We start from the raw sequence: 20976 nt of genomic DNA, 5'->3' as shown, positions 1-20976 counted from the left end.
TCCCTGGTGCGCACGGCGCACCCTAGGGCTCGCCGCACCATATCCGCAGAGCTACATATCGGCGTATCGGCACCATCGGGTGCGCCGTGCGCACCGAGCTTGCGCGGTCACTCGCCGAACGCCCCCTCATCCTCCGCCACCCCGCCCCAATCCGCCGGGTACACGCCTTCGCGCACCAGGCGGTGGAAGCTCGACCAGGGCCAATCCGCCACCTGCCGCACCAGGCCATGGCGCACCGGATTCCAGTGCAGGTAATCCAGGTGCCTACTGAGGTCCTGCTCGTCGCGGATGCGGTGTTCCCAGAAGCGCCTTTGCCACAGCCCCGCCTCGCGGCGCAGACGCCGGCTCAGGCTGACACCATCGGCTTGCGGCAGGGCCTGGCTGGTCAGGCGCTTGATCATCGACCAGCGCAGGGCAAAGTCGGCATCGCCCGGTGGCAGTTGCCACAGGCAGTGCAGGTGATCGGGCAGCAGCACCCAGCCGTGAATGGCAAAGGGATAACGCTGGCGCACCTGCTCGATGGCCCCGCGCAAGGCCGCGCGCAGCGGCGCCTCGGTGAGCAGCGGCCGACGCTGGTGGCTGACCTGGGTGAGGAAATAGCAGGCGCCCTGCTCCCGGGCACGGCGGTAGTCGGACATTCCCTGTCTCCTGGCGCTGATTGCCTGTACAGGATAGCCTCCGGTGCGCGCAGCGCCGCCTACCGGGATCGCCACGCTCGGCACGGTGCTGCATTTCGTAGGGTGCACCGTGCGCACCGCGGCTTGCGCGGTCAGTCGCCGAACCCGCCCTTATCGTTGTCCCCGGCACCGCCCCAATCCGCCGGATACACGCCTTCGCGCAGCAGGCACCGATCGCTCAGGTCAGGTAGCGGGCGCACAGCGCCTGCTGCTCGGCCACCATGGCCGCCTGGCGCTCGCTGCTCTCGGTGATACCGACGATGCGCTGCATGTTGTCCTCGGCCACCGCGTGGATGTCGTGCATGCTGCGCGTCACGTCTTCGGCAGCCAGGCGCTGCTGGGCGGTGGCCTGGCTGATCTGCCGCGACATGCCGGCGATGGCGCCGACCTGCTCGTGGATCCGCTGCATCGCCTGATCGGCCTCGCCGACCTGGGCCAGGTTGGCCTGCATGTGCTGGCGGCTCAGCTCCAGCGACTGTACCGCCGCCTGGATGCCCTGCAGCAGACCGTCGATATGCGACTGGATCTCGCCGGTGGAGCTGGCCGTGCGCAAGGCCAGGCTACGCACCTCGTCGGCGACCACGGCGAAGCCGCGGCCCTGCTCGCCGGCACGCGCCGCCTCGATGGCCGCGTTGAGGGCCAGCAGGTTGGTCTGCTCGGCGATGCTGCGGATCACCGCGAGGATCTGGCCGATGCGCTGCCCGCCGGCCTCGACCTCGGCGATCTCGGCCACGCTGCCCTGCAGCTGCTGCGCCAGCGCCTGGGTGCTGCGGATGGTGCCGGCCATGATCTGGCTGCCGCTGTCGACGCAGGCGCCGACGCTGTCGACCCGCCGCGCGGTCTGCTCGGCATGCACCGCCACCTCGGCGAAGCTCGATTCCATCTGGGTCAGGCTGGCGGCCAGCGCACCGATGCTCGAGCGCTGCCGATCCAGGCCCTGGCGCGCGTCGGCGCAGGAATCGGCATTGCCACGGGCGATGGCGTCCTGCTGGTCGGCGGCGCGGCCCAGCTGCGCCAGGGCGTCGCGCAGGTTGCCGGCGACCCGATTGACGTCCGCTGCGACCCGGCCGAACTCGTCTGCCCGCTGGTAATCGCAGCGGCCGCGCAGATCGCCCTCGGCCAACCGGTTCAGCGCGCCGGACACCGCGCCCAGCGCCCGGCGCATGGTGCGGCTGAGCCAAACGCCCATGCTCAGGGCGATGCCGAGCGACAGCGCGGCCAGCCACAGCAGGCGATCGAAGCCGCGCCGATAGGTCAGGCGCGCCTGTTCGAGCTGCGCCCGGGCGTCGCGCTCGCTCGCCTCGATCAGTTGCCCGACCTGCTCGCCCACCTGCGCCTGCAACGCCTGCAGCTGGCGCTTGCGCTCCTGGTTAGCCTGCTTGTCGGCGAGCCAGCCGGCGTACTGGGCCAGCGCGCCCTGGCCGTCGAGCAGCAGGTTGCGCTCGATCTCGGCGAACTCACCCCGATAGGTATGCACATAGTCGGTGCGACTGTCCTGGTGGGGCAGTAGGTCGTCCAGCACCCGCCCCAGCTTGTCATGTAGATTGGGCAGGCGTTCCCTGACCTTGGCCTCGGCCTGCTGCAGGCGCTGCGGCGAGGCGCTGCCGACCGCGTCGAAGACCAGTGCCTCGACCTGCTCCAGCGGAATGATGAACTGCTTGAGCGAGTAGGCGACGTAGTCGTCCTTGGTGACCGCCTGCACCCTGAGCAGGTCCTGCTTGAAGCGCGACAGTTGCAGCTGCAGGTTGCGCAGCGTCACCGCGGTGCGCTCGACCCGCGCCAGCACCTGGCGCTGCGCCTCCAGCAGTTCGCGGCTCTGCGCGTCCAGCTGCGGCAGCAACTGCCCCAGCCGCACCAGCTCGGCCTGTTCGGCGCCGTTCCCCAGGGTCCGCATGACGTCCAGGCGGGCGTCGACCCGTTCGGCATGCTGCCCATGCGCGGTGGCGAAGGCCTCGAGCTCCTCGGCGCGTTCGGCGCCGAGGGCATCGGACAGGTTCTGGGTCAGGCCCTGCAGGGCACTGAAGAAGCTCTGGCTGGCCTGCAGCCGCGCGGCGCTGTGGGCGATGCGTTCGCCCGAGCCCTGCAGCTCGCCGATGGCGCTCAGGCTGCTGCCGCCGAGCAGCACCAGCAGCAGGGCCAGCGCCGCGATCAGCAGGTACAGCCGCGGCAGGAAGCCGACCTTGAAGGCGGTCAGCCGGTTTACAAGAGGGGACAACATCGATCTCTCCTGTCGATAGAGACCGGGCCGCCGGGAACGGCGCGGCGGCCCGGCAGACTCAGAAGCCGCCGCTGGTGGTGGCCCCGGCCGTAACCGTCAGGCTATTGTTGCCTCCCGGCTGCCAGGTCTTGACCTGGGTCGGGTCGCTCTCGTTACGGATGATGCATTTCCACTCCACCTGCTGGCCGGCCGGCAGGGCGATGCTGCCCTTCCAGGTCGGGTAGGCGCTGGTGTCGCTCAGGCGCACCGCGCTGGCCGCGCTCCAGTTGCCCAGCTGGGCGACGTTACCCACCGCATAGACGCTGTCGCCCCACTGGGTCACGCCGTTGTCGCAGCGGAAGTTGACGCTGACCAGCTCGCCCTGCTCTTCATCGTCACCCTGGCCGCTGCGCCAGATACGGATCGCACCGTTGTCGGCGTTGAGCGCCTGGGTGAAGTCGCCGCTGGCCACCTGGCCGGGCGAGGACAGGTTGGAGTCCAGGGCGATCAGCAGCTGCTGCTGGCTGCCGCTGACCGTCGCCACCAGGCCGGAGAAGCCCTCATGGAACTGGATCGCTGAGGCGGCCTTGACCCCGGCCGCGCGGCGAATCTGGATCAGCTGGCGGATGAAGTCGCCATGGCCCCAGTCGTACATGTGCGGCCAGTACACCACCGGCGTGCCGGGGCTGCTGAGGATGTAGGCGTAGGCCTGCTTGAGGCGATGATCCGGCAGCGGCCAGTGGTGCTGGCCGCCGTTGGGGCCGGGCGAGTAGCCGGTGTCGTGGTTGTCGACGAAGGTCACCGCCACCTCGCGCCAGCGCGCATCGGGATTGCCGTTGAGGCCGTGGCGCCAGTCGGCTATGCCGCCGTTCTGCATGCGCTCCTTGAGGGCGAAGTCGAAGATGGTGCACTTGGCCCGATCCGACCAGTCCTTGAGGATCTGCTGCCAGCTGGCGCCGTTGCGCCAGTCCCAGCTCGGGTATTCGCCCGGCGCCTTCCACAGCTCGCCGAGGCAGAAGCCGTTGTCGTGGGCATCGCTCATCCAGCCGTCGACCCGCTCACCGGCATAGCCGCGGACGAAGTCGAAGCGAAAACCGCCGGCGCCGTACTGGCTGCGCAGGTTGGCGAACTCGTCGCGGAACATCGCCTGGTTCTGCGGGTGGCCGGTATTGAGGTCGGCGTCGCCGCCCATGAAGCGGTCGCCGTCGTCGCAGTCGTTGGCGTAGTTGCCCGGGTCATTGCAGTCGTGGCGCCACAGCCCCTGGCCGGCCGGCAGGTTGATTTCCTTGTCCGGGTAGCCGCGGTTCATGTGGTTGGGCACCACGTCGTAGATCGGCTTGACCCCGGCGGCGTTCAGCGCATTGGCGGCCTGCTTGAGCAGGCTGTCGCTGCCGTAGCGGCCGTTCTTGTTGAAGTCGTGCCAGAAGTAGCCTTCGCCGCCGCCCGAGGTGCCGTTGTTGGGGTCGCTCCAGCTGGAGAAGTCGCGCCAGGGCACCGGCATCCAGATCGCGCTGAAACCATCGGCGGCCAGGGTCGGCGCCATGCTGGACAGGGTCGCGTACCAGTTGCTGGAGGTGGTACGCACCGTGTTCCAGTGAAAGCCCTGGAGGATGACTTCGTCACCGCCGTGGTAGCGCACGCCGCTGGCGCTCTTGCCCGGCGCGTCCGCCGCCCTGACCAGGTTGCCCCAGGGGTAGGCGAGCGGGGCCATGGCCAGCACCAGGCCGGCCATTCGCAGGTATCGGTTCATCTTGAAGCTCCGTTCTTGTCATTGTTGTGAGCATCCGACTACGGGGGACAGCCCCCGGATGGACTGATCGGAGCACCGCGCGGGCGACCCGATCACGGCAGCCTGCCGCGCCTGGCCGCACCACCAAACCTCCCCCGCGCACTTTCTGCAGGCGTAGGGCACAGGCGTAGAAATTCCGCCTGCCAGCCATACCCCCGCCGCTTCGCTACGCCCTGCCGCTCCACCTCGAAAAAAGCGCCCCGGGGAGGATGTGGTGGCGCCTTGCCTTGCCCGACTCTTGCCCGCAGCGCCACCGGGCCGACTGCCTGCCCTGTCGCGCCCAGTCAGTCCGACACCGAATCCAACAAGAAAGAAGGACCCACGATGAACACCAAGCAACCCGCCCAGCTGCTGCGTCCCAGCGCCCTGTTCGCCGCCATGCTGCTGGCCACCCCGGCCCTGGCCGTGGACTTCCATGGCTACATGCGCTCCGGCATCGGCGCCACCGCCGGCGGCGGCGACCAGGCCTGCTTCCAGGCCGCCGGCGCGCCGGCCAAGTATCGCCTCGGCAACGAGTGCGAGACCTATGCCGAGATCGGTCTCGGTCACGAGGCGTGGAAGGAAGGCGATCAGAGCTTCTATATCGACAGCATGATCGCCTACAAGTCGGATCAGGCGAACGACTGGGAAGCCACCGACAGCGACGGCAACCCCTACGCCAACGGCACCAGCTCGATCCGCCAGTTCAACGTGCAGGCCAAGAACTTCCTGCCCGCCCTGCCCGGCGCCACCCTGTGGGCCGGCAAGCGCTACTACAAGCGCAACGACGTGCACATCAACGACTACTACTACTGGGACGTTTCCGGCCCCGGCGCCGGCATCGAGGACATCGACCTGGGCTTCGCCAAGGCGCACGTGGCCTGGATGCGCAACACCGATGGCGAGTGGGTCTACAACGGCACCGGCACTGGCACCAACGTGGCCAACGACACCCTCGACCTGCGCCTGACCGATATCGACTTCAACACCGACGGCAAGCTGGAATTCGGCTACGACTACGGCAAGGCCAACCTCACCGAGGAGCAGAAGGACGATCCCGGCTACACCGACCAGAAGGGTCATCTGCTCACCGCGCAACACATCCAGGGCAACTGGTTCGGCGGCTTCAACAAGCTCGCCCTGCAGTACGGCACCGACGGCATCATCGGCAGCACCGGGCGCAACAGCACCGGCAACAGCGACGGCAAGATGTTCCGCCTGGTCAACCAGGGCGTGGTCGGCCTGACCGACGACATCGAGATGATGTACGTGCAGATCTACGAAGATAAGGACTTCGACAACGACTCCGGGCAGACCTGGGCGTCGTTCGGCGTGCGCCCGGTGTACAAGTGGAGCAACACCATGAGCACCGCGCTGGAGTTCGGCTACGACCATATCGACCCGCAGGCCGATGGCGAGGAATCCCGCGATCTGAAGAAGATCACCCTGGCCCAGCAATGGTCGGCCGGCCGCAGCTTCTGGGCACGCCCGCAGATCCGCGTGTTCGCCACCTACGCCATGTGGGACGGCGGCAAGTACAACGCCGCCAGCGAATCCATCGATGCCGGCGACGACGACGGCCTCACCTTTGGCGTCCAGGCCGAAGCCTGGTGGTAAGCGCTCAGTCATCCGTTGCATCCGGATGACTGGCAAATTCCGTAACGCTGCTCCTGTGGTCCTTGCCCCGGTTCTGCAATAGGCCGGGGCCTTTTACCTAGCGTGCCCGCTGCCCTCATCCGGCGCTTCGCGCCACCTTCTCCCAGGGGGAGAAGGGCATCAAGGAGGGCGTCGCTGCGCGACTTCCAGACTAATAAGAGGAATAACCCATGCCACCGTTCAAGATCGCCAGCCTCGCGCTGCTCACCCTGCTATTGACCGGCTGCGCCAGCGAACCGCTGCGGCGCATCGACGCCCTGAGCGCCAGCCCCGCCCCCCTGCAGACCTCGGCCGGCAACGCCGAACAGGCCCTGGCCGCCGCCCCGTCCTGCTGCACCTCGCTGCGCGAGCTGCCCTACCAGCCGATCCCGGTGAACTTCAGCGGCGAGGTGCGCATCGACACTGGCGCGCCCGCCTTCGCCTTCGACAGCGGCAAGAGCTATTTCCGCGCCTTCCAGCTGCCGGCCGCCAGCAAGTCGTTCGAGATCCGCCTGTACAGCCAGGCCGGCGACACGGTGCTGGCGCCCAACGCCATGCTGCTCGACAGCCAGTTCCGCGTCACGCGCCTGCTCGGCGCCGAGGATTTCGTCTACGCCCCGGCGTCCGGCCTCAAGGGCGACAGCCTGGACGCGCGCCTGCGCGTCGACCGCCTGTACCTGGACAACCCGGGCAACGAACATTACCTGGTGCTCTACACCAGCGAGGCGCAGATGCGCGGCCGGACCGTCATCGAACACCCGGCCAAGGCCTATGCCCGTGCCCTCGGTAACGAGGCGCCGAACATCCCCGACCCGGTGGCCAAGCATGCGCCGGTGGGTGTGATCAAGATGGTGCTGATTGAGGACAAGGTCGCCGGCCAGCAGGCCAACAGCTACGTGCCGCCGTTCAGCATCGGCCGCGAGATGGGCAACCAGCTGCCCAGCGTGCCGGCCCCGGCGGTACTGCCCGAGACCCAGGCCTACTACCGCCAGGCCATCGACGCCGCCCTCGCCAGCAAGGACCTCGAACGTGCCCTGCGCCTGGCCGACGAGGCCGCGCGGGTCGGCGACGACAGCGCCAAGGCCTATCTGCTCGAACGTATCCAGATCCGCTGAAACGATCGTCCCGGGGTGACCTGGCCGGCGCCACCGCCGCAGCCGTAGGAGCCCCACCCCGGGGCGAAGCTATGCTGGCTCCGGGTTGCCGTCCCGCGCATTCGCCGCGGGGCGCGGCTCCTACAGAGGCGGGCAGGCTTGACGACCGACCGCCCAACCAGAGGTCGAGATGAGAACAACAATAAGGCTCGCGACACTGATTCTGCTGTGCACCACCCCCTGGCCAGCTCTGGCCTTCGAGAAGAACGTGCTGACCGTCTGGATCGGCCAGGACAAGGGCTTCAACGGCCTCGCCGAGATCGGCCAGCGCTACACCGCCGACAGCGGCATGCCGGTCAAGGTCGCCACCCCGGATGACCTGCCCGGCCAGTACGACAGGCTCGCCGCCACCGCCAAGGGTCCGGATATCGTCATCTTCGCCCACGACCGCTTCGGTTCCTGGATCAACAACGGCCTGCTCGCGCCGGTGCAGCCCAGCGCAGAAGCCCTGCAGCGCGCCCCCGGCTTCGCCTGGGAAGCGCTGACCGTGGGCGCGCAGCGTTTCGGCTACCCCCTGGCCACCGAGGTGGTCAGCCTGATCTACAACCGCAGCCTGCTGGCCAGCCCACCGCGCACCCTCGCCGAAGTCGCCACGCTGGACAGGCGCCTGCGCGCCCAGGGCAAGCGCGCCATCGCCTGGGACTACAACAACCTGTACTTCTCCTGGCCGATCATCGCCGGCGCCGGCGGCTACAGCCTGCGCAAGCAGGGCGGCATCTACGACCTGGCCGATGTCGGCGTCGCCACCCCCGGCGCCATCGCCGGCGTGGAGGCGCTCAAGCAACTGCTCGATCAAGGGGTGCTGGAGCCCGGCGACGATTACGCCAGCGCCCTGGACGGCTTCAAGCAGGGCCGCATCGCCATGATCGTCAACGGTCCCTGGGTGTGGAACGAGCTGCGCGACGCCGGCCTCGACTTCGCCGTCGGCCACGTGCCGGGCATCGACGAAACGCGCCAGGGCCGGCCCTTCGTCGGCATCCTCGCCGCAGCGATCAACGCCAACAGCCCGCACAAGGCGCAGGCCCGACGCTTTGTCGAGGACTACCTGAGCAGCGCCGAGGGCCTGCGCAGCCTCAACGCCGACAAGCCGCTGGGGGCGGTGGCTAACCTAGAGGTCATGGCCCAGCTGCGCCACGACCCGCTGATCGAACACACCTACGAGTCCGCCGCCAGCGGCGAGATCATGCCGGACATCCCGGAGATGAAGCGCTTCTGGGTGCTGTTCGCCTCGCGCCTGGGCGCCATGCTCAAGGGCGAGAAGCCGATCGCCGCCACCCTGGAACAGATCGCCCAGCGCCTGCGCGCCGCCGGCGAGGTGCAGGCCTGGCGCCGTCGTCACTACCCGCTCGCCGACTCCACGGCGGGGGCGCCCTGAGCGCCCCCACTCCCCATCCCCTCCAGGGAAATTCGGGCGGCCTCGGCCGCTCTTTTTTTGTCCGCTCCGCCGCCGACTCTTCGCCCCGCGGCAGGCCCCCAGCAACACACGCACTCTCGTCAGTGAGGACGGAACAGAGCCTTAGCTGCTCGTCGCAAGGTTCCTCGCGGGAATCGGGTTGGGCAGGACTGAGCGCCGCCGGTAGGACGGATTCGTGAACGGCCACAAATATGCGATTAAGCGAATATAACGGTGTGGCAATCAAGCACGCACTGCCGCCAGGCAGAGCAAAATCTGGGTAATCCCGGGCAAGTGCACAAGGCAGCGACGTCTTTACCACTCATACGAAAATCCATATATTCGCCAAACCATATCTAAGCGAGATGTCAGAGATGGCCTACAAGACCCGCGTGCTGTTCGTCTGTACCGCCAACGCCGCCCGCTCGCAGATGGCCGAGGCCCTGCTGCGCCACACCGATTCGGACAACTTCGAGGCGCACAGTGCCGGCAGCCAGCCGGGCGAGGTCGACTCGCGCGCCCTGGCCGCCCTGCAGCACCTCGGCGTGAACACCGACGGGCTGCACAGCAAGGGCCTGGACGCCTTCCACTGGAACGATTTCGAGTACGTCATCAGCCTGTGCGACAAGGCCAGCCAGGAATGCCAGCACATCCCCTTCGAGGGCCAGCGGCTGGCCTGGCACTTCGAGGACCCGGTGACCAGCACCCAGCCCGAGGCCTTCCGCCACTGCCTGCACGAGATCCACGAACGGATCAAGATGTTCGTGCTGGTCAAGACCAAGCGCTGAGGTAGCCATGGCCGAACTGCTCACCCCCACCAGCGTCTTCAAATGCCTGGCCGACGACACCCGTGTACGCCTGATGCTGCTGGTCGCCCGCGAACAGGAGCTGTGCGTGTGCGAGCTGACCTGCGCCCTCGGCGAGAGCCAGCCCAAGGTTTCGCGCCACCTGGCGCAACTGCGCAGCTGCGGCCTGCTGGCCGACCGCCGCCAGGGCCAGTGGGTCTACTACCGCCTGCACCCGCACCTGCCGGACTGGGTGATCGCCGTGCTCGACGCCACGCTGGCGGCCAACAGCCACTGGCTGAGCCCGGACAGCAAACGCCTGGCCGCCATGGGCGAGCGCCCGCAACGCATCGCCGTGTGCTGCTGAAGATCAAGGAAGCCCGGATGAAATTGCTGTTTCTCTGCACCGCCAACAGCTGCCGCAGCATCTTGAGCGAGGCGCTGTTCAACCACCTGGCCCCGGCCGGCCTGCGCGCCTACAGCGCCGGCAGCCAGCCCCGGGGCGAGGTGCATCCGCTGAGCCTGGCCGCCCTGCGCCGCGCCGGCATCGCCTGCGAAGGCCTGCACAGCAAGGCCTGCGAAGCCCACGCCGAGCTCGCCCCGGACCTGGTCATCACGGTATGCGACAAGGCCGCCGGCGAGTCCTGCCCGGTGTTCTTCGGCCCGGCGGCGAAGGCGCACTGGGGCCTGTGCGACCCGTCCGAGCTGACAGGCTGCACCAGGGAGATCGAAGCAGCCTTCGATAGCGCCCTGACGATCATCCGTACCCGTGTAGAGGCCTTTCTCGCCCTGCCGCTGCAACACCTGAGCCGCGCGCAGCTGCAGGCCGAACTGGCCCGCATCGGCACCCTGGGAGCCCGACCATGAGCAACAGCCGTCTGTCGTTTCTCGACCGTAATCTGACTCTGTGGATCTTCCTCGCCATGGGCCTGGGCGTGGGCCTGGGCAGCCTGTTCGAAGGCCTGCCGGCCTGGCTCGACAGCCTGTCGCTCGGCAGCACCAATATCCCCATCGCCATCGGCCTGATCCTGATGATGTACCCGCCGCTGGCCAAGGTGAAATACGAGGAGCTGCCGCAGGTGTTCCGCGACAAGCGCATCCTCGCGCTGTCGCTGGTGCAGAACTGGCTGATCGGCCCGCTGCTGATGTTCGCCCTGGCGGTGATCTTCCTGCGCGATCAGCCCGAGTACATGACCGGGCTGATCCTTATCGGCCTGGCGCGCTGCATCGCCATGGTGCTGGTGTGGAACCAGATCGCCGGCGGCGACAACCAGTACGTCGCCGGCCTGGTGGCCTTCAACAGCCTGTTCCAGATCGCCTTCTTCAGCCTCTACGCCTGGCTGTTCCTCGGCGTGCTGCCGCCGCTGCTGGGGCTGCAAGGCAACGTGATCGACGTGAGTTTCCTGACCATCGCCGAGTCGGTGCTGATCTATCTGGGCATCCCCTTCCTCGCCGGCTTCCTCACCCGCAAGCTGCTGATCGCGCGCCGCGGCGAGCAGTGGTACAGCGAACGCTTTATCCCGCGCATCGGCCCGCTGACCCTGGTGGCGCTGCTGCTGACCATAGTGGCGATGTTCAGTCTCAAGGGCGACATGGTGCTGCAGTTGCCGCTGGACGTGCTGCGCATCGCCATCCCGCTGACCATTTACTTCGTGGTGATGTTCGCCATCAGCTTCGCCATGGGCAGGCTGCTCGACGCCGACTATCCGCGCACCACCTCGCTGGCCTTTACCGCCGCCAGCAACAACTTCGAACTGGCCATCGCCGTGGCCATCGCCACCTTCGGCCTGGCCTCGCCGGTGGCCTTCGCCACGGTGATCGGCCCGCTGGTGGAAGTACCGGTGCTGATCGCCCTGGTCGGCGTGGCGCTGTGGCTCAAACGCCGCTGGTTCGATAGCGACGAGGCCGCACTGGCCCAGGAGCAGAGCAAATGAACGACGATCACATCCCCCAACTCGCTGCCGACTTGGCCCAACCGCCCAGCGCCGAGCGCCTCGACATCGCCCGGCAGTTTGCCCACAAGCCGCGCATCCTGCTGCTGTACGGCTCCAACCGCGAGCGCTCGTTCAGCCGCCTGCTGACCGAGGAAGCCGCGCGCCTGCTCCAGCGCTTCGGCGCCGAGACCCGTATCTTCCACCCCGCCGGCCTGCCGCTGCCGGACGACGCGCCGGACAGCCACCCCAAGGTGCAGGAGCTGCGCGAGCTGATGCAGTGGTCCGAAGGCCAGGTGTGGTGCTCGCCGGAGCGTCACGGGGCGATGACCGCGGTGTTCAAGGCGCAGATCGACTGGGTGCCGCTGGCCATGGGCGCGGTGCGCCCGACCCAGGGCAAGACCCTGGCGGTGATGCAGGTGTGCGGCGGCTCGCAGTCGTTCAACGTGGTCAACCAGCTGCGCGTGCTCGGGCGCTGGATGCGCATGTTCACCATCCCCAACCAGTCCTCGGTGCCCAAGGCCTTCCTCGAATTCGACGGGCGGGGGCGGATGAAAGCCTCGTCCTACTACGACCGCCTGGTGGACGTGATGGAGGAACTGGTCAAGTTCACCCTGCTGCTGCGCGAGCGCACCGACTACCTGGTCGACCGCTACTCCGAGCGCAAGGAATCCGCCGAACAACTGTCCGCGCGGGTCAACCAGCGCGCCATCTGAATTAAGGAAGCCTGCATGAGCCATCCCTACGACCTGCTGAGCATTCCCGGCTGCGCCGGCCAGCTGATCTTCACCCCCTGCCCCGGCACCCGGGGCAGCTCGCTCGACGCGGCCCTGGCCACCCTGCAGCAGGCCGGCGCCAGCGCGGTGATCAGCCTGATGCCGCGCAGCGAACTGGCCGCCAATGCGGTCGAGGCCATCGACGCGCGCTGCCAGGCCCTGGGCCTGGCCTGGTTCCACCTGCCGGTGGCCGACGAACAGGTGCCGCTGGACGACTTCGCCGCGGCCTGGCAGCAGTCCAGCGCCGCCATCCTGGCACGCCTGCGCGCCGGGCAGCGCCTGGCCCTGCACTGCAAGGGTGGATCCGGACGCACCGGGCTGATCGCCGCGCGCCTGCTGATCGAGGCCGGCGTAGCGCGCAGCGAGGCCATCGCCCTGGTCCAGGCGCTGCGCCCCAAGGCCATCCAACACCCGGCGCACGTCGACTGGATCAACCAGTTCGACGCCACTCACTGACCCCAGCGGAGACCAGCACATGAGCATCAAAGTCGGTATCAACGGATTCGGCCGCATCGGCCGCCTGGCCCTGCGCGCCGCCTGGGACTGGCCGGAACTCGAGTTCGTACGGATCAACGACCCGGCCGGCGACGCCGCCACCCACGCCCACCTGCTGAATTTCGACTCGGTGCACGGCCGCTGGCAGCACGAGGCGGGCAGCGACGGCGACTGCGTGGTGGTGGGCGGCCGGCGCATCCAGGTGACGGCCAACAAGGCCATCGCCGACACCGACTGGAGCGGCTGCGACCTGGTGCTCGAGGCCAGCGGCAAGATGAAGACGGTCGAGGTGCTGCAGGCTTATCTGGACCAGGGCGTGAAGCGCGTGGTGGTCTGCGCGCCGGTCAAGCAGGCCGGTGCGCTCAACGTGGTGATGGGGGTCAACCAGCAGCTGTTCGACCCGGCCCGGCACCGCATCGTCACCGCCGCCTCCTGCACCACCAACTGCCTGGCGCCAGTGGTCAAGGTGATCCACGAGGCACTGGGCATCCGTCACGGCTCGATCACCACCATCCACGACCTGACCAATACCCAGAGCATCCTCGACCAACCGCACAAGGACCTGCGCCGGGCGCGCGCCTCCGGCATGAGCCTGATCCCGACCACCACCGGCTCGGCCACGGCGATCGCCGAGATCTTCCCCGAGCTGCGCGGCAAGCTCAACGGCCACGCGGTGCGCGTGCCGCTGGCCAACGCCTCGCTGACCGACTGCGTGTTCGAGGTCGAGCGTGCCACCACCGCCGAGGAGGTCAACGCCCTGCTCAAGGCCGCCGCCGAAGGGCCGCTCAAGGGCATCCTGGGTTACGAGGAACGCCCGCTGGTGTCCATCGACTACCGCACCGATCCGCGCTCCTCCATCGTCGATGCGTTGTCGACCCTGGTGGTGGCCGGCACCCAGGTGAAGATCTACGCCTGGTACGACAACGAATGGGGCTACGCCAACCGCGCGGTGGAGCTGGCGCGCCTGGTCGGTCTGGCCAGCTGACTCTGCTCTTGTGGGAGGGGCTTTAGCCGCGACCGGAGCGCCACAAGTCGCGGCTAAAGCGAAATGCCGCCCAGCCGCTCCCACAGGTCATGTTCCTCAACGGTGCGCACAGCCTAGGCGGCCCCGCGACACCCTACTGGATAATCTTATGCACGCCCTCGCCCGGCTCACCCCCGAAGTCCGCCAGTACCTGCTGGTCACCGGCAACTACTGGGCCTTCACCCTCACCGACGGCGCGCTGCGCATGCTGGTGGTGCTGCATTTCCACAGCCTGGGCTACACGCCGCTGCAGATCGCCGCGCTGTTTCTGTTCTACGAGATCTTCGGCGTGGTCACCAACCTGCTGGGCGGCTGGCTGGGTGCGCGCATCGGCCTGAACCGCACCATGAACCTGGGCCTGGCGCTGCAGGTGCTGGCCCTGCTGATGCTCAGCGTGCCGGCGGCCATGCTCACGGTACCCTGGGTGATGGGCGCGCAGGCGCTGTCGGGCATCGCCAAGGATCTCAACAAGATGAGCGCCAAGAGCTCGATCAAGCTCTTGGTGCCCGGCGACCGGCAGGCCACCCTGTACGCCTGGGTCGCGCGCCTGACCGGCTCGAAGAACGCGCTCAAGGGCGTCGGCTTCTTTCTCGGCGGCGCCCTGCTCAGCCTGCTCGGCTTCGCCGGCGCGGTGCTGGCCATGGCCCTGGCGCTCGGCGCCATCTGGCTGGCCAGCCTGGCGCTGCTGAAGAAGGACCTGGGCAAGGCCAAGGCCAAACCCAAGTTCCGCGACCTGCTGTCCAAGAGCCGGGCGATCAATATCCTCTCGGCCGCCCGCCTGTTTCTGTTCGGCGCGCGCGACGTGTGGTTCGTGGTGGCCCTGCCGGTGTACCTGGCCACTGTGTTCGGCTGGGACTTCTGGTGGGTCGGCGGCTTCCTCGCCGTCTGGATCATCGGCTATGGCATCGTCCAGAGCCTGGCCCCGGCGATCACCGGCAAGCGCAGCGGCCAGGTGCCGGACGGCCGCGCCGCTTTCGTCTGGGCCGCGCTGCTGGCCGGCCTGCCGGCGGCCATCGCCCTCGGCCTGGGCAGCGCGCTACCGGCGCAGGCGGTGCTGATCGGCGGCCTGCTGGCGTTCGGCGTGCTGTTCGCGGTCAACTCCTCGCTGCACAGCTACCTGATCGTCAGCTACGCCCAGGAAGACGGCGTGTCGCTGGACGTCGGCTTCTACTACATGTCCAACGCCCTCGGCCGATTGCTCGGCACCCTGCTCTCCGGCTGGGTGTTCCAGAGCTGGGGCCTGGCGGCCTGCCTGTGGGTGTCGAGCGCCTTCGTGCTGGCCGCAGCGCTGATCTCGCTGGGGCTGCCGCGACACCGACCGGTCTGATCAGCTGCAGCCCTCGGCGGCCCCCGGGTAGACCGGCGCGAAGCCGCCGCCGGGGGTGCGGAAGTTGGTGGTCTGGCCCTGGTACAGGCGCGCCGCCAGCCACTGCACCTGGCCCTGGTAGACGTAGGCGCGCAGGTCGTACTTGAGCGCCGGCGCCGCCTCCGACAGTGCGCGCTGCCCCGGCAGCACCAGGGCCTGGGCCACGTAGTCGCCGGCCAGGATCTCCTGCCAGACCCGCTGGGTCAGCTTGTCTCCGCGGTAGGCAGCGCGGCTGCCATAGCCCGCGCAGGGCTTGAAGAACAGCTGCTTGCGCTGGCGCCACAGGCGCTCGGCGTTGCCCGGGCCCACCGCCTCGGTGGCCGGGATCGCCGCCTGCAGCAGGGCGCAGGTGGCCGGTGGCACGCCGAGCCGTTGCAGCTCGCGGGCGTCGCCGAGCAGTGCCAGGTTGTGCTTGTCGGCGTACAGCGCATGGGCGCGCGGATGCGGGGTGAGCAGCACCGCGCCGTCCAGGTAGGCCTGGCGCAAGGTGCCAAGCTCCGGCGCCTGCAGGGCGAAGTCGGTCAGCCGGTTGTAGACCAGGTCGATGGCCAGCTCGCCGTGCCACAGCCGGCCGTCGCGCAGCTGCAGGTCGCCCGGGTCACTGATCACCGCCTGCAGACCATGGCGTTGAAACAGTTGCTGGAACAGCAGGAACTCCGGATAGAGGTACTGCTGCTCGGGCGCCTGGTCGACTATCGCGATGCTGCGCAGCGGGCGCGACTGCCCGGCCAGGGTCCATTCCTCGCGGAACATGGCGATGATCGCCTGCTCCAGCGCCTCTGCCTGGCGCGCCGGCGGCAGCAGGCGTTCCAGGGCCGGGCAGCAGGCGCGCTGCGCACGCGCCAGCAACGCGTTGAGCATGGCGCCGCCGGCGTTGCTGTTGATCTCGATCAGACCGAAGCCGGTCTCGGTGACATGGAAGTCGTAGCCGAAGAACACGCCCCGCGCGCCGGGATCGTGCCGGGCGATGGCCGGCGCCCGCGCCAGCACCCGCTCGCGGTAGGCCGGCAGCGCCACCACCGCCTCGATGGCGGCGATCACCGCGGCCATGCGCTGCAGCTGAGCCGGGGCGACGAACACCGGCTGGGCGGCGAACAGGTAGGGGCAGCGCTCGCGCAGCAGGCGGTACAGCTCCGGCCGGCCCAGATTGCTTTCCAGCGCGGTGCGCAGCGCCTCGTCATCGAGACTGATGCAGAAGCAGCGGCTGTTCAGCGTCTCGACGCTCAGCCCGGCCAGCGAAGCCAGCTGCGCCAGCGGCGCCTCGGATAGACTCTCGTGCATTGCTCGGCTCCCGCCCGCTCAGCCGAGCAGCGTCTGGATCTCGTCGCTGCTCGGCACCTTGCCCTCGACCAGGATCTCGTCGTCCACCGCCAGCGCCGGGGTACGCATGACCCCGGCGTCGATGATGGCGTTCAGCTCGGTGACCTTCTCCACCTCGAACGCGAGGCCCAGCCGGCGCGCGGCCGCCTCGGCGTTGGCGGTCAGTTGCTGGCACTTGGCGCAGCCGGAACCATAGATCGTCAGTTTCATCGCCTGCCTCACATCAGTTGGCCGTAGAGATAGCCGCTGAGGGTGGCCATCACCACCACCAGCGCGCAGTACACCAGGGTCTTCTCGGTCCCCAGCACGGTGCGGATCACCAGCATGTTGGGCAGCGACAGCGCCGGCCCCGCGAGCAGGATGGCCAGCGCCGGGCCCTTGCCCATCCCCGCCCCGAGCAGGCCTTCGACTATCGGCACCTCGGTCAGGGTGGAGAAGTACATGAAGGCGCCCAGCAGCGCCGCCAGCAGGGTCGAGGCCAGGCTGTTGTCGCCCACCGCCGCCACCACCCAGCTTGCGGGGATCAGGCCTTCATGGCCGGGGCGGCCGAGCAGCAGGCCGGCGATCAGTACGCCGCCGAGCAGCAGCGGCATGATCTGCTTGGTGAAGTCCCAGCTCTGCCCGACCCACTCGCGGCCCGCGTCATTCTCGCGGCTGGCCTGCAGCATCAGCCCGGCGATGCCGATGACCATGGCCAGTTCCGGCCACGCGGGCGCGGCCACCGCCACCAGCGCGATCAGCGCCGCAATCAGCAATAGCGGGCGTGGCGACCAATGCCAGCGCACCACCAGCAGCCAGCCGAGCAGCGCCGCCAGCAGCGCGGTGACCGGCCATTTCCAGGCATGGATCAGCATCCATGCGCCACTGTCGGCAGGCGCCCAGTTGGCGAACACCAGGATGCCCACCATCAGGCCGAACAGGGCCACCACGTCGCCCAGCGGATGGCCGTCATCCTCCTCGCCGAAGCCCCGCGCGTCCCTGGTCGCCCGCGCCGCCTCCTCGCGGCGGTAGAGCAGGTGCATCGCCGCGCCGATCACCAGGGCGAAGCCGATCGCCCCCAACGCCCGGGCGATGCCCATCTCGGCGCCCAGCACCTTGGCGGTGACCACTATGGCCATGACGTTGATCGCCGGCCCCGCATAGAGAAAGGCGATGGCCGCGCCCAGGCCGGCGCCGCGGCGGTAGATGCCGCCGAACAGCGGCAGCACGGTGCAGGAACAGACCGCCAGCAGGGTGCCGGCCACCGAGGCGACGGTGAAGGCTAGCGGCTTGGGTGCCTGCGGCCCGAGATGCTTCATCACCGCGCCCTGGCTGATATAGACCGCCATGGCACCAGCGATGACGAAGGCCGGCAGCAGGCACAGGATCACGTGCTCGCGGGCGTACCAGCGCACCAGGCTCAGCCCCTCGAGCACCGCATTGTCGAAACGCGGCTGGCCCACCGGCAGGAAGAAGATCAGCAGAAACAGCCCGCACATGCCCAGCAGCAGGCGTGCCTCGCCGGGCTGCGCGCGCCAGAAGGCCAGCAGGTGCTGGCCCAGGCCGGATGGTGCGGGAGGGTTGGGCGTCATGGCGCAGCCTCGCGGACGGAGTGTTTTCAGCTTAGTCCGCTACGAGCCAGGTCCGGATGACCGGGATCAACGCTCCGCTTCGGGCGCCAGGCAGGCGAGGATCTCCTCTACCGTGCTGCGCGCGGTACGGGCGACGCCGATCAGCGTCGCCGAGGCCGCGCCGGTCCATTCGCCATAGCCCACCAGCCACAGCGCCGGCTCCTGCCGCGCACGGGTACCGACGACATCCACCTTGCCCTCCTGGTTGAGCACGCCGAGCGGGGCGAGGTGGCCGAGCGCCGGGCGAAAACCGGTGCACCAGATCACCGCATCCACCGCCGACTCGCTGCCGTCGGCCCAGACCACGCCGTGCTCGGTGAACCGCACGAAGGGCCGCACCGCGTGCAGCACGCCGCGCTCGCGCGCCTCGCGCACCGGCGGCACCATCACCACGTCGCCCAGGCCGCCTACCGGCTGCTCGACCACCCGCCCCTGCTGCTGCGCCTTCCAGCGCTCGGTGGCACGCTCGAACAGCACCCGGCCGTCGACCTCGTCGGGCAAGAACAGCGGCTCGTTAGGCGTCACCCAGGTAGTCTCGGCCACCTTCGACAGCTCGGCGAGGATCTGCGCCCCGGAGTTGCCGCCGCCCACCACCAGCACCCGCTGGCCGGCGAAGGCCTGTGGCTCGACATAATCCGCCGAATGCAGCTGGCGCCCGGCGAACAGCTCGGCGCCGGGGTATTCGGGCACATAGGGGGCACGCCAGGTGCCGGTGGCACTGACCACCGCCCGCGCCCGCCACTGCCGGCCATCGGCGGCGCGTGCCAGCAACCGGTCGCCGTCGCGCGCGAGCGCCTCGACCCACACCGGGCGTTGCACCGGCAGCCGGTAGCGCCGCTCGTACTCGGCCAGGTAGTTCAGCACGTGGTCGCGGCCGGGGTAGGTATCGGCCACCGGCGGCATCATCCAGCCGGCGATGGAGCTCCAGGTGGCCGGCGAGAACAGCCGCAGCGAGTCCCAGCCGTGGCGCCAGGCGCCGCCAGGCCCCTGCTCGGCGTCGAGGATCAGGAACGACAGCGGCGTGCGCCGCAGGAAATAGGCGACCGACAGGGCGGCCTGGCCGCCACCGACGATCAGCACATCGACTGTGGGGATGGAGGACATGCCTGGCTTCCCGAACTGAAGGAGCCGACAGCATAGGCGACTCGCGGCGGCCGGGGCATGATCTGCGGCAACTGCGGATATGTCTGGCGTCAGGGCGCCCTGACGCCGCGCGCCGCCTCGGCCAGATGGAACCAGGTCGGCGCGTCCAGTTGCAGCTCGGCGCCGGCCAGGGCCTCCTCGATGCGCGCCTCGCGCAGGCTGCCCAAGATCGGCAGCGGCCGCCCCGGCAGGCGGCGCAGCCAGGCCAGGGCGACTTGCATCGGCGTCGCCTGCAGCGCCGCGGCAACCGCCTCCAGCGCCTGCTGCAGCGCCGGGGCGAAGCGGCCGCCGGCCAGCGGCGACCAGGCCAGCACCTGCAACCCATCGGTCTGCAACGCCAGCAGGCGGCCATCCCAGGCCGCCTGCTGGGCGGCCAGCGACAGCTCGATCTGGTTGCAGCGCAGCGGCAACTCGCGCCCCAGTACCTGCCAGTGCAGCGGCTCGGCGTTGGACAGGCCGATCCAGCCGACCTTGCCGGCCGCGACCAGCGCCTGCAGCGCCCGGGCCACCTCCTCGACCTGCAGCAGCGGATCGGGGCGATGCAGCAAAAAGCCGTGCAGCTGCTCGACGCCCAGGCGCTGCAGCGAGGCCTCCACCGCGTGGGTCAGGTAGCGGGCGCTGGTGTCGTAGTGCTTGACCCGCCAGCGCGAAACGTCCTGCGCCGCCGGCACGATGTCGGCCTTGCCGATCAATTGCAGGTGCGCGCGCAACTGCGGACGCAGGCGCAGCGCCGCACCGAAGCGCGCCTCGCATTCGCCCAGGCCGTAGATATCGGCGTGGTCGAAGCCGTTGAGGCCGCGCTCAACGCAGCGCTCGATAAAGCCGAGCAGCGCCTGCGGCGTGTCCAGCTCGGCGCATTCGAGCAGGCGCATCATGCCCAGCAGCAGCGGTTGCCGGAGCGGAAATGCGGTCATACGAGGGATTCCAGGTAATCGGTGGTGCGCACGACCTGGGCGGCCCCGCGACACCCTACGCAATGGTGACGAATCGTAGGGTGCGCTGCGCGCACCACTAGGCCGATCAGAGATTTCAGCCCAACAACTGCAACGCCTCGGCGCTGCACTGCTGGATACGCGCCCAATCGCCCTGCTCGACCCATTCGCGCTGGAACATCCAGGTGCCGCCGACGCACATCACGTTGGGCTGGGCCATATAGCGCTGCAGGTTGTCCGGCGTGATACCGCCGGTGGGGCAGAAACGCACGCCACCGAACGGCCCGGCCAGCGCCTTGAGCGCGGCGACGCCGCCGCAGACCTCGGCCGGGAACAGCTTGAAGCGGCGATAGCCGAGGGCGTAGCCGACCATCAGCTCGGAGGCGCTGCTCACCCCCGGCAGCAACGGCACCGGGCTGTCCAGGGCGGCCAGCAGCAGCTCGCGGGTGCTGCCCGGGGTGACGATGAACTGCGCCCCCGCATCGACGGCGGCGGCCAGCATCTGCTCGTCGAGCACGGTGCCGGCGCCGACGCACAGCTCGGGGCGCTCGGCGCGCAGGCGACGGATCGCCTCCAGGCCGTGCTCGGACCGCAGGGTCACCTCCAGCACGCGCAGGCCGCCGGCGGCCAGGGCGTCGGCCAGCGGCAGGATGTCCGCCTCGCGGGCGATGGTGATCACCGGCATGATCCGCGCCTGGGCGCAGATGCGGTCGATCTCGGCGATGTGGTCGGCCATGCGCGCACGCTGGCGTTCGTTGGGGCTGCTCATG

20 protein-coding genes and 1 pseudogene are annotated in these 20976 nt (G+C 69.0%); 11 read left to right on the top strand and 10 right to left on the bottom strand.

Features of this window, described 5'->3' with window-relative positions:
* Nucleotides 1-107: 107 nt before the first annotated feature.
* From ACIGFL_RS06285 to ACIGFL_RS06270, 4 genes and pseudogenes are all read right to left on the bottom strand, one after another.
* Nucleotides 108-638, bottom strand: a complete 531-nt coding sequence (locus ACIGFL_RS06285) for an REP-associated tyrosine transposase (protein WP_397496500.1) — start codon at nt 636-638, stop codon at nt 108-110.
* Between the two features lie 217 nt (nt 639-855).
* The gene (locus tag ACIGFL_RS06280) at nt 856-1581 is read right to left on the bottom strand and encodes a methyl-accepting chemotaxis protein (protein ID WP_397496633.1); all 726 of its coding nucleotides are present in this window, start codon (nt 1579-1581) and stop codon (nt 856-858) included.
* A 129-nt stretch (nt 1582-1710) separates the two neighbouring features.
* Nucleotides 1711-1866, bottom strand: a pseudogene (locus ACIGFL_RS06275) (HAMP domain-containing protein); the annotation flags it as partial.
* A 1087-nt stretch (nt 1867-2953) separates the two neighbouring features.
* Nucleotides 2954-4624: a glucan 1,4-alpha-maltotetraohydrolase domain-containing protein gene (locus tag ACIGFL_RS06270; protein ID WP_397496499.1), complete on the bottom strand. Its 1671-nt coding sequence runs from the start codon at nt 4622-4624 to the stop codon at nt 2954-2956.
* 363 nt (nt 4625-4987) lie between these two features.
* Here ACIGFL_RS06270 and ACIGFL_RS06265 point away from each other — a divergent pair, with 363 nt between their 5' ends.
* The 11 genes from ACIGFL_RS06265 to arsJ all read left to right on the top strand — a co-directional run bounded on the left by ACIGFL_RS06265 (nt 4988) and on the right by arsJ (nt 15162).
* Nucleotides 4988-6259, top strand: coding sequence for a maltoporin (locus ACIGFL_RS06265; protein WP_397496498.1), 1272 nt, complete (start codon nt 4988-4990; stop codon nt 6257-6259).
* 209 nt (nt 6260-6468) lie between these two features.
* Nucleotides 6469-7392: a MalM family protein gene (locus ACIGFL_RS06260; RefSeq protein ID WP_397496497.1), complete on the top strand. Its 924-nt coding sequence runs from the start codon at nt 6469-6471 to the stop codon at nt 7390-7392.
* A gap of 169 nt (nt 7393-7561) precedes the next feature.
* On the top strand, nt 7562-8806 hold the full coding sequence (gene malE / locus ACIGFL_RS06255; RefSeq protein ID WP_397496496.1) for a maltose/maltodextrin ABC transporter substrate-binding protein MalE: 1245 nt from the start codon (nt 7562-7564) through the stop codon (nt 8804-8806).
* Between the two features lie 392 nt (nt 8807-9198).
* Nucleotides 9199-9612: an arsenate reductase ArsC gene (locus ACIGFL_RS06250; RefSeq protein WP_397496495.1), complete on the top strand. Its 414-nt coding sequence runs from the start codon at nt 9199-9201 to the stop codon at nt 9610-9612.
* Between the two features lie 7 nt (nt 9613-9619).
* Nucleotides 9620-9976: a metalloregulator ArsR/SmtB family transcription factor gene (locus tag ACIGFL_RS06245; RefSeq protein ID WP_397496494.1), complete on the top strand. Its 357-nt coding sequence runs from the start codon at nt 9620-9622 to the stop codon at nt 9974-9976.
* 17 nt (nt 9977-9993) lie between these two features.
* On the top strand, nt 9994-10476 hold the full coding sequence (locus tag ACIGFL_RS06240) for an arsenate reductase ArsC (RefSeq protein WP_397496493.1): 483 nt from the start codon (nt 9994-9996) through the stop codon (nt 10474-10476).
* Entirely contained in the window at nt 10473-11543 is a 1071-nt protein-coding gene (gene arsB / locus ACIGFL_RS06235; RefSeq protein ID WP_397496492.1) for an ACR3 family arsenite efflux transporter, read from the top strand. Before ACIGFL_RS06240 ends, arsB begins: the two co-directional genes overlap by 4 nt.
* A complete protein-coding gene (gene arsH, locus ACIGFL_RS06230; protein WP_397496491.1) occupies nt 11540-12256 on the top strand; it encodes an arsenical resistance protein ArsH in 717 nt (238 codons plus the stop codon). The genes arsB and arsH overlap by 4 nt, the downstream gene beginning before the upstream one ends.
* A 15-nt stretch (nt 12257-12271) precedes the next feature.
* Complete coding sequence (locus ACIGFL_RS06225) at nt 12272-12772, top strand: cyclin-dependent kinase inhibitor 3 family protein (protein WP_397496490.1); 501 nt, start codon at nt 12272-12274, stop codon at nt 12770-12772.
* 19 nt (nt 12773-12791) lie between these two features.
* Nucleotides 12792-13796 carry an ArsJ-associated glyceraldehyde-3-phosphate dehydrogenase gene (locus ACIGFL_RS06220; protein WP_397496489.1) on the top strand — a complete coding sequence of 335 codons (1005 nt, stop codon included), beginning with the start codon at nt 12792-12794 and terminating at the stop codon, nt 13794-13796.
* A 148-nt stretch (nt 13797-13944) separates the two neighbouring features.
* Nucleotides 13945-15162, top strand: a complete 1218-nt coding sequence (gene arsJ / locus ACIGFL_RS06215) for an organoarsenical effux MFS transporter ArsJ (RefSeq protein WP_397496487.1) — start codon at nt 13945-13947, stop codon at nt 15160-15162.
* On the opposite strand, the gene ACIGFL_RS06210 is transcribed toward arsJ, so the two are convergent.
* From ACIGFL_RS06210 to ACIGFL_RS06185, 6 genes are all read right to left on the bottom strand, one after another.
* Nucleotides 15163-16482 carry a hypothetical protein gene (locus ACIGFL_RS06210; RefSeq protein WP_397496486.1) on the bottom strand — a complete coding sequence of 440 codons (1320 nt, stop codon included), beginning with the start codon at nt 16480-16482 and terminating at the stop codon, nt 15163-15165.
* 18 nt (nt 16483-16500) lie between these two features.
* Nucleotides 16501-16731 (bottom strand): thioredoxin family protein, encoded by a 231-nt coding sequence (locus ACIGFL_RS06205; protein ID WP_397496485.1) that lies wholly within the window; start codon nt 16729-16731, stop codon nt 16501-16503.
* An 8-nt stretch (nt 16732-16739) separates the two neighbouring features.
* Nucleotides 16740-18092 carry a permease gene (locus ACIGFL_RS06200; RefSeq protein WP_397496484.1) on the bottom strand — a complete coding sequence of 451 codons (1353 nt, stop codon included), beginning with the start codon at nt 18090-18092 and terminating at the stop codon, nt 16740-16742.
* 66 nt (nt 18093-18158) lie between these two features.
* Nucleotides 18159-19235 (bottom strand): ArsO family NAD(P)H-dependent flavin-containing monooxygenase, encoded by a 1077-nt coding sequence (locus ACIGFL_RS06195; protein ID WP_397496483.1) that lies wholly within the window; start codon nt 19233-19235, stop codon nt 18159-18161.
* 89 nt (nt 19236-19324) lie between these two features.
* Complete coding sequence (locus tag ACIGFL_RS06190; protein WP_397496482.1) at nt 19325-20188, bottom strand: aldo/keto reductase family oxidoreductase; 864 nt, start codon at nt 20186-20188, stop codon at nt 19325-19327.
* Between the two features lie 115 nt (nt 20189-20303).
* Nucleotides 20304-20975 carry a bifunctional 4-hydroxy-2-oxoglutarate aldolase/2-dehydro-3-deoxy-phosphogluconate aldolase gene (locus ACIGFL_RS06185; RefSeq protein ID WP_397496481.1) on the bottom strand — a complete coding sequence of 224 codons (672 nt, stop codon included), beginning with the start codon at nt 20973-20975 and terminating at the stop codon, nt 20304-20306.
* Nucleotide 20976 lies beyond the last annotated feature (1 nt).

Origin of the sequence: Pseudomonas sp. NPDC077649 (assembly GCF_044542855.1) — a bacterium.
Classification (GTDB): domain Bacteria; phylum Pseudomonadota; class Gammaproteobacteria; order Pseudomonadales; family Pseudomonadaceae; genus Aquipseudomonas.
This window is presented reverse-complemented; position numbering and strand designations above follow the sequence as displayed.